10 protein-coding genes are annotated in these 13,754 nt (G+C 61.4%); 7 read left to right on the top strand and 3 right to left on the bottom strand.

The annotated features are described in order from the left end of the window. The first annotated feature begins 43 nt into the window (after positions 1 to 43). From BM279_RS00290 to BM279_RS00280, 3 genes are all read left to right on the top strand, one after another. Positions 44 to 1,441: an O-antigen ligase family protein gene (locus BM279_RS00290; protein ID WP_167363074.1), complete on the top strand. Its 1,398-nt coding sequence runs from the start codon at positions 44 to 46 to the stop codon at positions 1,439 to 1,441. Positions 1,442 to 1,517: 76 nt separating this feature from the next. Then, a complete protein-coding gene (locus tag BM279_RS23620; RefSeq protein WP_093499886.1) occupies positions 1,518 to 1,970 on the top strand; it encodes a pilin in 453 nt (150 codons plus the stop codon). A gap of 405 nt (positions 1,971 to 2,375) precedes the next feature. After that, positions 2,376 to 4,781 carry a membrane-bound PQQ-dependent dehydrogenase, glucose/quinate/shikimate family gene (locus BM279_RS00280; RefSeq protein WP_093499884.1) on the top strand — a complete coding sequence of 802 codons (2,406 nt, stop codon included), beginning with the start codon at positions 2,376 to 2,378 and terminating at the stop codon, positions 4,779 to 4,781. Between the two features lie 87 nt (positions 4,782 to 4,868). Here BM279_RS00280 and BM279_RS00275 read toward each other — a convergent pair whose 3' ends face one another. Then, complete coding sequence (locus BM279_RS00275; protein WP_093499882.1) at positions 4,869 to 6,452, bottom strand: peptide chain release factor 3; 1,584 nt, start codon at positions 6,450 to 6,452, stop codon at positions 4,869 to 4,871. Between the two features lie 165 nt (positions 6,453 to 6,617). Here BM279_RS00275 and BM279_RS00270 point away from each other — a divergent pair, with 165 nt between their 5' ends. The 4 genes from BM279_RS00270 (at position 6,618) to BM279_RS00255 (ending at position 9,344) form a co-directional block, all read left to right on the top strand. Next, positions 6,618 to 7,049: a DUF192 domain-containing protein gene (locus tag BM279_RS00270; protein ID WP_093499880.1), complete on the top strand. Its 432-nt coding sequence runs from the start codon at positions 6,618 to 6,620 to the stop codon at positions 7,047 to 7,049. Between the two features lie 111 nt (positions 7,050 to 7,160). Continuing rightward, on the top strand, positions 7,161 to 7,778 hold the full coding sequence (ribA, locus tag BM279_RS00265; protein WP_027903065.1) for a GTP cyclohydrolase II: 618 nt from the start codon (positions 7,161 to 7,163) through the stop codon (positions 7,776 to 7,778). Further along, positions 7,775 to 8,188: an MFS transporter gene (locus BM279_RS00260; RefSeq protein ID WP_093499878.1), complete on the top strand. Its 414-nt coding sequence runs from the start codon at positions 7,775 to 7,777 to the stop codon at positions 8,186 to 8,188. Before ribA ends, BM279_RS00260 begins: the two co-directional genes overlap by 4 nt. Positions 8,189 to 8,333: 145 nt before the next feature. Beyond that, positions 8,334 to 9,344 (top strand): AI-2E family transporter, encoded by a 1,011-nt coding sequence (locus BM279_RS00255; RefSeq protein WP_093499876.1) that lies wholly within the window; start codon positions 8,334 to 8,336, stop codon positions 9,342 to 9,344. A 111-nt stretch (positions 9,345 to 9,455) separates the two neighbouring features. On the opposite strand, the gene BM279_RS00250 is transcribed toward BM279_RS00255, so the two are convergent. Beyond that, positions 9,456 to 11,684, bottom strand: a complete 2,229-nt coding sequence (locus BM279_RS00250; protein ID WP_093499874.1) for a methyl-accepting chemotaxis protein — start codon at positions 11,682 to 11,684, stop codon at positions 9,456 to 9,458. A gap of 99 nt (positions 11,685 to 11,783) precedes the next feature. Then, positions 11,784 to 13,670: a 1-deoxy-D-xylulose-5-phosphate synthase gene (gene dxs, locus BM279_RS00245; protein ID WP_093499872.1), complete on the bottom strand. Its 1,887-nt coding sequence runs from the start codon at positions 13,668 to 13,670 to the stop codon at positions 11,784 to 11,786. Positions 13,671 to 13,754: the final 84 nt, after the last annotated feature.

Raw genomic sequence — 13,754 nt, 5'->3', positions numbered from 1 at the left:
AATGCCCCGCTTATGCGGGGCATTTTTTTGGGAGGTTCTTTTGATGAGGTTCGGTTTTTTTGGAAGAGTTTGCTTAACGATCCTAGTGTTCGTTTTTTTTGTTTTTTTCTCATTTTCAGTGACTTCGAGTTTTTTGATCGGTTATGGGTGGCACGACCAGCAGCGAGTTATACAAGTTATACTTCTTTTTTTAGTATGTATGTTGTCGATTTTTAATGGTTGTGATTTTTTGTCGTCGCAAAATCTTTTTCTTGTGTTAGGCGTGGTTGTACTTGGGTTGGTGTCTGCATGTCTTTCGAATTTTCCCGAATGGGCATTACGGGAATGGGTAGTATTTTTGGGGTGTTTTCTCCTTGCGTTATGTGTCGCTAAACTCTGTTGTGATTACAGACTTGATGGCGCTTTTTTTTATCTGCTTGCTGTAGTGGCAGTTGTATTATCTGCTCAGTTTATTGTTTCATACCTGGCAGCATTTATAACTGGCATTCAGATGCTCCATGTAGATGTGCTAGTGAGTGGTTTTAGTAATCCTCGGTCTTTTGGTCAGTTTCAAGTGCTTGTAATGCCTGTGCTGGCTTCTCTGGTGATGAAGAACTTATCAGCTAGCCGTATTTTTTCTTTTGTGTTTTTGATGGTTCTTTCCATTTCGTGGTGTATTTCATATTCTCTTGGTGGGCGAGGGGTATGGGTCGCTTTGCTCGTTTCTAATTTTTTGTTGTTTTCGGTTGCGCGTAAGTTTTGGCGCATCCTAGGAGTTCAGGCAGTGGCTGCCTCCATGGGAGGGGTGTTATTTTGGGCTCTGTTCATCTTAATTCCTTCCTGGATCGGAGAAAAAGCGATTCTGCACGATGGGCTTCGAGCGGGGTTATCCGCCAGGGACATCCTTTGGATGGATGCTTGGTCAATGGCGTTGGATAATCCTTGGTTCGGTGCAGGACCAATGCATTTCGCAGCACTGCATAACGATATAGCAGCTCATCCTCATCAGATGATTTTGCAATGGCTAGCCGAGTGGGGAGCTCCGGCAACTACTTTGGTGCTCATACTCATTTGCAAAGGTATGTGGAGTGGTACTCACTACTTACGCTCGGATAAAAGCACAGAAACTGACGCTTCTCTTTGGGCTGCAATATTAGGGGCGCTAGTCTTGGCTCAAGTCGATGGCGTATTCGTCATGCCTTATACCCAGACATGGTTGGCCATATTGGTCGGCGTCGCCATTGCGCGGTGGTCGGCTGGCCCGGTCTTTATTCGTGGTTGGTGCCTTTCGCGCGTTATGTTGGCCTTTCCCTGTGCTTTGTTGTTGGCCGCTATTTTGATATTTGATGTGCCCCAGCTACCATTTGTACAGCAGCACTATTTAGAGGAGCACGTTACTGGATGGAAACCCAGATTCTGGCAGCAGGGTTGGATCCCCATGTCGATAAGGTGGCGGTTTTAGATACTGTTCTGCATGAGCTGTATACTAATGCTTGGTCTGTTTCAACTGTCGTTGAAAGATGTAAGTGAATAGTCTAATGCGCTATGATTTAAAGCAGTGGCGTGCCTTGATGAAAGGCTTCACGATAGTGGAATTTATAGTCGTGGTTTCCATTGTGGGAGTGCTGGCTGCTATTGCGATTCCTGTGTATCAAGATTATGGCAATGCGACTCAGGTTCGGGTTCTTTATACTGAGGTGGCAAGCTACAGAACAGTAGTCGAAGAGAGAATGGCAGCTGGTAAAAGGGCCGTCAGTAACGACGAAATAGGGTTCGCGCAGCCACGATTAGCAGAGCCCTCGACCAGTTTCGTGATATATAATCCTGATGGCACTGTCAGTCTTTCTTTAATGATGGGAGGTGCTGCGAATCCATCTTTAGTAGGCGTTTCCATATCCACTGTTCGCAGCATAGACGGTGTTTGGCGCTGTTCTATTAATGGTTCTTTAGCGGCCGGGTGGAAGGATCGCTATCGGCCAGTTGATTGCTGATAGCGATATTGTGGATTAAATTTGGATTTTAGGCAGGATTGGTAAGGCGCAGTCCGTGTTTTATTGCAGGATCTTCTGCTTCTTTTGCTGTAGCTGAACGCCTCACCTCATGCGGGAAGTTTTACTCTCTATTCAATTGGCGATGAGGTATTTTTTTGCCGATTATGCCTTGGGCTAATACGCCCTATGATTTTTGCTCTATGTTGTATGGCGGGTCACTCGGACAAAGGAAGAGTGACAAGTCACCGAGTACTTCGACTCTACTGCAGTAGTCAATGTTTCCAATCCACGCCAGAAAAAACCTGAACCAAAAAACCTTCCCCCTTTCCACTGACCATTGCTGAACAGATGTTTCAAAAGGCTTTGCTTGGCTGGCTGTGAATGAACTGGGTGGAGAGTTCCCGCATGACTATGGAAGACGGCCGTCGGCCCCTACGCATTACCCTGACCGCGCTGGCGATGCTCCTGCTTGGGCTGGTTATTGCCGGCGGGGGCGGTTATCTCGCGGCGCTGGGCGGTTCCTGGTACTACCTTGTGGCAGGCATTGGCCTGCTTATCGTTGCAGGCCTGCTGTTTGCGCAGCGGCGAATCGCGATTGGCCTCTACGGCCTGCTCCTTCTAGGCACACTCGCCTGGACCCTCTACGAAGTCCGCTTCGACTGGTGGCAAATGGCACCGCGAATCGACCTGTGGTGCATCCTTGGTCTCTGGCTGTTCCTGCCGTTCGTCAATCGGCATGTCGGGCGTAACGGCCTCTGGCGTGACGGCGCCACCGGCGTTCTGGGCCTAGGCCTCTTGGCTGGTGCGGCGATGGCCGGTTATTCGCTGACCCAGGATTACCACTCCATCGACGGCGAATTCAGTGACGCACAGATGCAGGGTGGGGCGGCTGGTGGCCTTGCCCAGCGCTCGCCGAGTGAGTGGCCGGCTTATGGTGGTTCGAAGCAGAGTGATCGTTACTCGAGCGCTGATCTGATCACCCCTGAGAATGCCGGCAAGCTGGAGAAAGCCTGGGAGTTTCATACGGGGGATTTGCCGGGGGAGGGCGATCCCCATGAGCTGACCAATCAGGTCACGCCGCTGAAGGTTGGCAACACCCTTTTTATCTGCACGCCCCACAGCGTGGCCATCGCGCTGGATGCGGACACGGGCGAAGAGCGCTGGCGGTTCGACCCGAGCATCAATCGCGATGCCGAGTACTACCAGCATATGACCTGCCGTGGCCTGGCCTATCACGATGGCACCGCTGCTGCGGCCACCGCCGATGTAGCCGAGCAGCCCAACCAGCCCGCCGCACGTTGTGAAAAACGCCTGTTCCTGCCGACCAACGACGGCACCCTGATGGCGCTGGATGTGGAGGATGGCCAGCCGTGCGAGGACTTCGGCGATGCCGGCACGGTGGATCTCAAGGCCGGGCTGGGTGAGGGTGCACTGGGCGTGTTTCTACCGACCTCGCCGCCCGTGGTGACCAGCAAGCTGGTGATCCAGGGCGGTTCGATCACCGATAACGGCTCGGTGGACTCACCCGGCGGTGTAATCCGCGCCTATGACGTGAAGACCGGCGAGCTGGTGTGGAATTTCGATCCGGGCAACCCGGACGCCACCGAGCCGCTGGCACCGGGCGACACCTATGTGCGCAGCACGCCCAACGTGTGGACGATTCCCACCGCCGACGAGGCGCTGGGGCTGGTGTATTTGCCGATGGGTAACCAGACCCCGGATCAGTGGTCGATCCCACGTAACGAACTGGCCGAGCGCTTCACCGCCACCCTGGTTGCGCTGGATCTGGCCACAGGCAAGGTGCGCTGGGAGTTCAAGACCGTGCACCACGATCTCTGGGACCGCGACCTGCCATCGCAGCCGACTCTGGTGGATATCGACGGCGCCCAGGGCAAGGTGCCGGCCATTATCCAGGCGACCAAGCGTGGCGATCTTTATGTGCTCGACCGGCGTACCGGCGAGCCCATCGTGCCTGTCAACGAGATGCCGGTGCCGCAAGGTACCGACTACGGTGACACTACCGCCGCTACCCAGCCTGCCTCGGACCTGACGTATGCACCGCAGGAACCGCTTCGCGAGCGCGACATGTGGGGTGGTACCCCGATCGACCAGATGCTTTGCCGTATCCAGTTCCGCAAGCTGCGCTACGAGGGCGATTTCACACCGCCGTCACAGGGCGGCTCGTTGATCTATCCAGGCAACGTCGGGGTGTTCAACTGGCCATCGGTGGCTGTGGATCCGAATCGCCAGTTGCTGTTCGGCGCGCCGAACTACCTGGCGTTCATCTCGCAGATGGTCAAGCGCACCGAGGTTGAGTCCGAGGAGCGTCGCGGTGGCGGTGAAACCGGTTTGCAGCCCAACCTGGGAGCGCCTTACATGGTGCGCCTGGAGCCGTTCCTATCGGTGCTCGGTTTGCCATGCCAGTCACCGCCCTGGGGCTATGTGACGGCCGTCGATCTGCGCACCATGAAAAAGGTGTGGATGCACAAGAACGGCACCAGTCGCGACAGCGCGCCTCTGGGCCTGCCGTTCCCGGTCGGTACGCCAGCACTTGGCGGGCCGATCGTTACCGCTGGTGGTGTGGCCTTCATGAGCGGCACCCTGGATTATTACCTGCGCGCCTATGATCTGAAGACCGGCAAGGAGCTGTGGAAAGGCCGCTTGCCGGCGGGCGGCCAGGCCACACCGATGACCTATGTGTCCGAGAAGACCGGCAGGCAGTACGTGGTGCAGATGGCCGGTGGGCACGGCTCGTTCGGCACCAAGATCGGCGATTCGGTGACGGCCTGGACGCTGCCTGAGGATAAATAAGCAGCAAGCCTGCTTGATCCCGTCTATGAAGCGCCCATAAAAAACGGCCCGTTGAGGGCCGTTTTCATTGAGCATGCAAAAGCGCGATCAGTGATGCTCGCGGGTCGCTCGGAATTTCACGTCCGGCCAGCGCTCTTCCATCAGGCTCAGGTTGACGCGCGTCGGCGCCAGGTAGGTGAGGTGACCGCCGCCATCGAAGGCGAGGTTTTCCACGGCCTTGTTGGAGAATTCCTCGAGCTTCTTCTTGTCGTCGCACTCGATCCAGCGCGCCGACCACACGGTGATCGGCTCGTAGCCGCACTCGACCTTGTATTCCTCTTTCAGGCGGCTGGCGACCACATCGAACTGCAGCACACCGACGGCGCCGAGGATGATGTCGTTGCTGCGCTCGGGGAAGAACACCTGGGTGGCGCCTTCCTCGGCGAGCTGCTGCAGGCCCTGGCGCAGTTGCTTGGATTTCAGCGGGTCCTTCAGGCGCACGCGACGGAACAATTCCGGGGCGAAGTGGGGGATGCCGGTGAAACCCAGCGCTTCACCTTCGGTGAAGGTGTCGCCGATCTGGATGGTACCGTGGTTGTGCAGGCCGATGATGTCGCCGGCCCAGGCTTCCTCGAGCATTTCACGCTCGCTGGAGAAGAAGGTCAGGGCGTCGCCGATGCGTACGTCCTTGCCGGTACGCACGTGGCGCATCTTCATGCCTTTCTCGTACTTGCCCGAACAGATGCGCATGAAGGCCACGCGGTCGCGGTGCTTGGGGTCCATGTTCGCCTGAATCTTGAACACGAAGCCGGAGAACTTCTCTTCGGTCGGCTCCACCGGGCGCTCGTGGGCCACACGGGCCAGCGGGCGCGGCGCCCAGTCGACCACGGCGTCGAGCACATGGTCGACACCGAAGTTACCCAGTGCGGTGCCGAAGAACACCGGGGTCAGCTGGCCGTTGTCGAATTCGTCCTGGTCGAACGGGTGGCAGGCGACCTGCACCAGCTCCAGCTGCTCGACGAAGCGCTCGTACTCGTCGCCCAGGTGGGCGCGGGCCTCGTCGGAGTCGAGTTTCTCGATGATCTTGGCTTCGGTGCGCTCGTGGCCGTGGCCAGCGGTGTAGACGATGATGTAGTCGCCGGCCAGGTGATACACGCCCTTGAAGTCGCGATAGCAGCCGATCGGCCAGGTGATCGGCGCCGCCTTGATCTTCAGCACCGCCTCGATCTCGTCGAGCAGCTCGATGGGGTCACGGATATCGCGGTCGAGCTTGTTGACGAAGCTGACGATGGGCGTGTCGCGCAGGCGGCACACATCCATCAGGGCGATGGTACGTGGCTCGACGCCTTTACCGCCGTCGAGCACCATCAGCGCGCTGTCTACCGCCGTCAGGGTGCGGTAGGTGTCTTCCGAAAAGTCTTCGTGGCCAGGGGTGTCGAGCAGGTTGATCATGTGCTCGCGATAGGGGAACTGCATCACCGAGGTGGTGATGGAAATGCCGCGCTGCTTCTCCATTTCCATCCAGTCTGATGTCGCATGGCGGTCGGATTTACGCGACTTCACCGTACCGGCCACTTCGATCGCCTTGCCCATCAGCAACAGCTTCTCGGTGATGGTGGTCTTACCTGCGTCGGGGTGGGAAATGATCGCGAAGGTACGGCGCTTGGCGACTTCGGCGGCCTGAGTGGTCATGGATGCGTGCCTGCTTGAAAGCGTGAGCGGGCCAGGGCGGCCCGGAAAAATGCGCGATTATAGCGGCAAATGCACAGGCGCTGGGGCATCCGCTGCGCACGTCTGTCGCGTCACCGGTGCGACGAATGACGTAAGATCGGCGCTCTGTTCTCGCATTGGATTGGCATGAAGCATTCCGCTCTTTTGTCCGTCGCCTTGGGCCTTGCCTCGAACATGGCGCTGGCGCAGCTGCCCGAATGCCGGGTTGGTTTCCCGTCTGGCCATGCTCGTGATCTGCCGCTGGCGGGCACCGCTGATGCGCGCACCATCGGATTGTCCGGTCGTGATGACGTTGGCGACGGCATGCTCTTCGCCTGGCCCCAGGACGGGCTGCGCGAGCTGTGGATGAAGGACACCCGCGTCGCGCTGTCGGCGGCCTTTATCGACAACGGCGGCACAGTGCGCAAGCTGGTCGACATGCGTCCCTTCAGCCTGCAGCGCCATGGCTCGGATGAGCCGGTGCGCTATATCATCGAGGTCGCCAGGGGCGAATTCGCCGGCCTTGGTGTGGCGGTCGGCAGCCGGGTGAGCATTGACTGTGACTACGCCGAAGGCTGAGCCGGCCCTCGATCCTTTTGATCGGTAATTCGGCTGACGCGGCTCTTGACGCTGCTGTTACACTATCACCCCTCGCAAATCCCCATTCCTTTCCGCTACCAGGAGCATCCGGTGTCTGTCGTGTTCGTCGCCGCCTCCCAACTGCCGACGCCGTTCGGTGTGTTCACCATGCATGGTTTTCTCGAGGAGGCCACGGGCAAGGAGCATGTCGCGCTGACCTTCGGCAATGTGGCCGACGGCGAGCCTGTGCTGGGGCGCCTGCATTCCGAGTGCCTGACCGGTGATGCGCTGTTCAGCCTGCGCTGTGATTGCGGCTTCCAGCTTGAGGGCGCCCTGCGTGCCATCGCCGAGGAAGGCCGCGGCGTGCTGCTCTATCTGCGCCAGGAAGGTCGCGGCATCGGTCTGCTCAACAAGATCCGCGCCTACGAGCTGCAGGATGGCGGCGCCGATACCGTCGAAGCCAACGAGCGCCTGGGCTTCGGCGCTGACATGCGCGACTACGCCATCTGCCTGCCGATGCTCAAGCACCTGGGCATCAGCTCGCTCAAGCTGATGACCAACAACCCGCGCAAGGTCAAGGCGCTCGGCGACATGGGCATTCCGGTGGCCAACCGCGTGCCGCTGCAGTTGGGCCATAACCCGCACAACAGCAAGTACCTGGCCACCAAGGCCGGCAAGCTCGGGCACATGCTCGGCAAGCTGCATCAGGGCGAGGTCGAGCGGCCTTGACCCGCGCCGCGGTCAAGCGCCGGTTGGCCCTGCTCTGGTGGCGGCAACTGGTACTGACCCTGGCGCCGTTGTTTGTGATCAACCTGCTGTTCGGTGCCGGGCGCCAAGCCGGCGTGCTGGCCATGCCGCTGTTCATCGCCGGGCTAGCCTCGCTGTTCGTCAGCCTGCCGCTATTCAGCGCCTACAAGCGCGCCCTGTTCGCTACCGCGAAAGCCCTGAATACCGCCGACGAGCCCGCCGCCTGGCTGACTCTGGCCGAGCGCCGGCGTCCTGCCTTGCTCGGTGCCGGATTGCCGGCCTGGATCGCCGCTCTGGCGGTATTCGCCGGGCTTGAAGCGGTGCCGCAGATCCTGCTGGCGTTGGTCAGCATCGTGGTGCTCTACCTCTACCGCATTCCCAGGCAGCTCTGACTTTCCCGGCCAGTGCGCCGACTGACCAAGTGCTGCCGCCAGCCCATTGATCGCCGTCAGGGCTTGCGCTCAGGTTGTGCGATGACGCTGGTAAAGCGCGCCAGCAACTGGCAGATTGAACGCCTTCCGGTTCATTGCAGACGTTATGAAAGCCCCCGTATCCCCCTGGTTTTCCCCGGCCAGCGCCCTGATCGTTGGCGCCGCGCTCCTGCTGGTCTTCCCCCTGAAATTGCTGCCCAGCCTGTTGGCAGGCCTCTTGGTGTTCGAGCTGGTCAACCGCCTGGCGCGGCCGATGCAGCGCCTGCTGGCCGGCCATAAGGGGCGTGTGCTGGCAGTGGGGGTGCTCAGCGTGCTGGTGATCGCCGTGCTTGGCCTGATCTTCGCCGGCGGCTTTTCCCTGCTGATGCACGAGCTCAACAACCCGGGGCGGATGATGGGCAAGCTGCTCGGCGTGGTCGACCGCGCCCGCGAGCAGTTGCCCGAGGCGCTGGTGGCCTACCTGCCGGCCAATGTCGACGATATCCGCGTGGCGCTGCACGACTGGCTGCGCGGGCATATCAGCGAACTGCAGCTGCTCGGCAAGGGCGCTGTGCATATGTTCGTGACCATTCTGATCGGCATGATCCTCGGCGCGGTGATCGCCCTGCAGAACGTACCGGAGCCGGATCAGCTCAAGCCCCTGGCTGGCGCCTTGCTGACCCGCGTGCAGCGCTTCGTCGAGGCGTTTCGCAACATCGTCTTCGCGCAGATCAAGATATCCCTGCTCAACACCACCTTTACCGCGATCTTCCTGATCGGCGTGCTGCCACTGTTCGGCGTGCACCTGCCGCTGACCAAGACGCTGATTCTGATCACCTTCCTGGCCGGCCTGCTGCCGGTGGTCGGCAACCTGATCTCCAATACCGCGATCTTCGTGGTCGGCCTGTCGCTGTCGATCTGGGTCGCGCTTGGGGCGCTGGCTTATCTGATCTTCATCCACAAGGTCGAATACTTCCTCAACGCGCGCATCGTCGGTGGGCAGATCAAGGCGCGGGCCTGGGAGCTGCTGCTGGTGATGCTGGTATTCGAGGCGGCCTTCGGCATCGCCGGGCTGGTCGCCGCGCCGGTCTACTACGCCTACGTGAAGAGCGAGTTCAAGGCCCAGGGCTGGGTGTAGGCCTGCAGTGGCTGGTTGTAGCCTGGGTTGAGCAGAGCGATACCCGGGGAATCGACCTGGGTATCGCTGCGCTCAACGCCAGGCTACGAGCCATAGCGATCTTCGGAAGTGTTAGTGCGCAATTACGTTGAGTTTGAACGCTGTTGGTTGTCCGAGGGGGGATGTGCTGTTGCCGCCGGGCTTTTCCTGACGGCTCAGGCGGCTGGCGGTCTTGTGCAGATCGAGTACCAGTTGGGCCAGTGATTGCGCGGCCTGCAGGGTTTCGCCGGCGCTCTGGCTGCTGCGCTCGGCGGCCCCGGTGATCGCCTGAGCCTGGCCGTTGACCGCCTGCACCTGGCTCAACTGCAGCTTCATTGCCGCGCTGATCTGGCCGAGGCGGTCCTGCATGCCGGCCACTTCCTGTTCGATACGTTCCAGTGCCTCGTTGGCTTCGCCCGAGCGCGCCACGCTGCTTTGCGCGGCTTGCTGGCAGCTGTGCATGGCCGTTTGGGTATCGAGGGTCTGCTGGCGAACGCTGCCCAAGGTGGTGGCGATCTCCTGGGTGGCCTGGGCGGTGCGTCTGGCCAGGCCGCGCACTTCATCGGCGACCACCGCGAAGCCGCGGCCACTGTCGCCGGCGCGCGCCGCTTCGATGGCGGCATTGAGGGCCAGCAGGTTGGTCTGGTCGGCGATGCCGCGAATGGCTTCGCTGATGTGCTGGATTTGCTCGGTCTGCCGGCTCAGGGCTTCGAGGGCCTGGCTGGACTGTTCAATGCGGCTGGCCAGCTGGGCCACGTCATCGGCATTGTGCTGCACCGCGCTGGCGCCCTGGCGGGTCAGGTCCAGGGCCTGGCGGGAGGCGTGCTCGCTGTCGTGAATATGCTGGGCGACCTCGCCGATGCTGTGATTGACGTCGAGCATCGCCCGGGCAGTGGACACCGCGGCGGCCTGGCCCTGGGCGGCGCACTGGCTGGCGTTACCGGCGGTACCGCTCAGCCCCGTGGAGGTGTCCTGCAGGGCGTTACCGGCCGTGACGATGCCTTGCATGGTGTGGTCCATCTTGTCGACGAAGCTGTTCACCCAGCCGGCCAGAGTGCCAGCCTCGTCGCTGGCGAAACGTTCCAGCGCCAGACGGTTACTCAGCGGCGCGCCGCATTCGGCGGTGTCCAGAAAGAAGTCCGACAGCGACTGCAGCGCGCGCGCCCGCGCGCGCAGGCTGAAGGCCCAGAAGGCCAACAGCAGCCCGCTGGCGGCGGCGAAGGTCAGGGGCGCGGCGTGTTCGGGCAACTGCTGCGTCAGCCACCACTGCAGGCCGCCCAGCAGGGCCAGGCCGGCCAGCAACTGGCTGGCCAGGGAGAAACTCAGGCTGCGCTGGCGGTAGACCTCTTCCAGGTCGCCCTCGCACATCAGCCCCCAGGTGTCCGGCGAGCCCGGCATGCGCAGGGTCAGGCCGGCGCCCACTACAGGGACGTGGCGGTAATCCGGGTAGCCGGGGTAGAGCACGAACAGGTTGCTGCCATGGCGGATGGTTTCCCGCACGCCCGGATGCAGTTCGCCGGTGGCTGGAGCGGTGAAGCGCAGCTCGAATTCGGTGTGTTTGCGCACTTTCACGGTGCCGAATGGCGTCGCAATGCCCTGTTTCAGGTTGTCGCCGCCGGTGAAGGCATCGTCCTCGAAGCGCGAGCGCGACAGCGCGGTGCCCTGGGCGATGGCCGGGTTGTAGGCGCTTTGCACCATGAACAGATAGTTGTCACCAGAGTCGCGGTAGACGTGGCCGGCCTCGCGCTGGATCAGATCGCTCATCACGTCGTTGGGGATCCGCGCGCACAGGCAGCCGACCACCTGGCCGGCGTGGCTCAGCGGCTGATGGAACATCAGGGTGACGGCGTCGTGAAACTTCGAGGTGGTGGCCCCCAGTTGCAGGGTCAGCTCGTCGCTGTACGGCCCCAACAGAAACGGAGCGCGCAGCCCGGCGGCCAGGGCCTGGGCATCGTAGCGGGCGCCCTGGCGCGGGGCATGGGTGGAGGCGACGATATGCCCGGTGGTGTCGACCACGAACAGTTCGGAGGCTTCGGGCGTGTGGGCCAGGGCCCGTTGCAGGCTGCCGGGGGCGATGGCGGGCCAGGCTGCGGTCAGGCCGCAGCCCAGCACCTCAAGGGCCTGCCAGTATTGCTGAGCCCAGTTGAGGAGCAGATCGACACGGGTCTGCGCCAATCCGGCAAAGGTTTTCTCCACCCGGGCCATGTGCCCGGCATTGAGCAGGCAGGACCAGCGCATGGCGAACTTGCCTGCCTTGCCGAACCAGGGCAGCCAGCGACGTTCGCGGCCGTGAAAATCCATTTTATGGCTACGCAGTTGCATACAGACTCCGGCCATCGAACGATGGTCTACATATGCCCAATTTCGGCGAGAAATTGATGCAAAATGTGAGCCGTTCGTCAGTCCGGAGCTTGCGTGTCTTCAGCCTTTCAGGCGGGCGCGGATGGCCTTCTCGATACCGGCTTCGTCCAGGCCGCACTCGGCGAGCATCTGGTCGGGGCGGGCATGCTCGACGTAGTGGTCGGGCAGGCCCAGGTGCAGCATCGGTTTGAGGGGGCCTTGGCCGGCGAGGAATTCACTGACCGCGCTGCCGGCGCCGCCCATCACGCTGTTTTCCTCGATGGTCACCAAGAGGTCGTGGCTGGCGGCCAGTTCGCTGACCAGTGCCTCGTCGAGGGGTTTGACGAAGCGCATGTCGACCACCGTGGCGTCCAGGCTTTCGCCGACGCGCAGGGCCTCACTCAGTTGCACACCGAACACCAGCAGGGCGACGCCCTTGCCCTGGCGACGCACCACGCCCTTGCCGATCGGCAGCGCCGTCAGCGTGCGGTCGATGGGCGCGTTCGGGCCGCTGCCGCGGGGGTAGCGTACCGCCGCCGGACCAGTGAACTGGTAACCAGTGGTGAGCATGTGGTGCAGTTCGTTTTCATCGCTCGGCGTCATGATCAGCATGCCGGGGATGCAGCGCAGGTAGGAGAGGTCGAAGCTGCCCGCGTGGGTCGGGCCGTCTTCGCCGACCAGGCCGGCGCGGTCGATGGCGAACAGCACATCGAGATTCTGTACGGCGACGTCATGGATCAGCTGGTCGTAAGCGCGCTGCAGAAAGGTCGAGTAGATCGCCACCACCGGCTTGGCGCCTTCGCAGGCCATGCCCGCCGCCAGCGTCACCGCGTGCTGCTCGGCGATGGCCACGTCGAAGTAGCGATCCGGGTGGCGTTCGCTGAAGGCGACGAGATCGGAGCCTTCCTTCATGGCCGGGGTGATGGCCATCAGGCGTTCATCGCTGGCGGCCATTTCACACAGCCATTGGCCGAATACGCTGGAGTATTTCGGGCCGGACGGCGCCTTCACCTTGGCCGGCGCGTTGATCGGCTCCAGCTTGGTGATGGCGTGGTAAACGATCGGGTCGACCTCGGCGGGTGCGAAGCCCTTGCCCTTCTTGGTGACCACGTGGAGGAACTGCAGGCCCTCCAGGTCGCGCATGTTGCGCAGGGTGGCCAGCAGGGTCGGCAGGTCGTGGCCGTCGATGGGGCCGATGTAGTTCCAGCCCAGCTCTTCGAACATGGTGCCGGAGACCAGCATGCCCTTGGCGTGCTCTTCGGTCTTGCGGGCGATTTCCCAGGCGCCGGGCAGCTTGGACAGCACCTTCTTGCTGCCTTCGCGCACGTTGGCGTAGGTACGGCTGGAGAGAATCTTGGCCAGGTAGTTGGACAGGCCGCCGACGTTCTTGGAGATCGACATGTCGTTGTCGTTGAGCACCACCAGCATGTTGGCTTTCACGTCGGCTGCGTGGTTGAGCGCTTCGAAGGCCATGCCGGCGGTCAGGGCGCCGTCGCCGATCACCGCCACCGATTTGCGCTTGCTGCCCTGGCGCTGGGCGGCGATGGCCATGCCCAGTGCGGCGCTGATCGAGGTACTGGAATGACCGACGCCAAAGGTGTCGTACTCGCTCTCCGAGCGGCGTGGGAAGGCAGCGATGCCGTCCTTCTGGCGCAGGGTGCCCATGCGCTCGCGGCGGCCGGTGAGAATCTTGTGCGGGTAGGCCTGGTGGCCGACGTCCCAGACCAGGCGGTCGTCCGGCGTATCGAAGACGTAGTGCAGGGCGACGGTCAGTTCGATCACCCCAAGGCCGGCACCAAAATGCCCGCCGGTCTGGCCAACCGTATAAAGCAGGTACTGGCGCAGTTCATCCGCCAGGGTTTCCAGCTCGGCCTCGCCAAGACGGCGCAATTCATCCGGCGTGTTGGCACGGTCGAGCAGCGGCGTCAGCGGGCGTTCGCGGGGAATCTCGTGGAAAGTCGTCGGCATCAGGCGAGTCGTTATAAGAATTCGAAAATAAGTGGGGCAGTCTACCTGATGCGATCACCTGTGCCCAAGGGAGGACTTGGGCGC

Origin of the sequence: Phytopseudomonas straminea, from assembly GCF_900112645.1 — a bacterium.
Lineage (GTDB): Bacteria > Pseudomonadota > Gammaproteobacteria > Pseudomonadales > Pseudomonadaceae > Aquipseudomonas > Aquipseudomonas straminea.
Note: the sequence above shows the minus strand (reverse complement) of the source record. Positions and strands in the feature narration are given on the sequence as shown.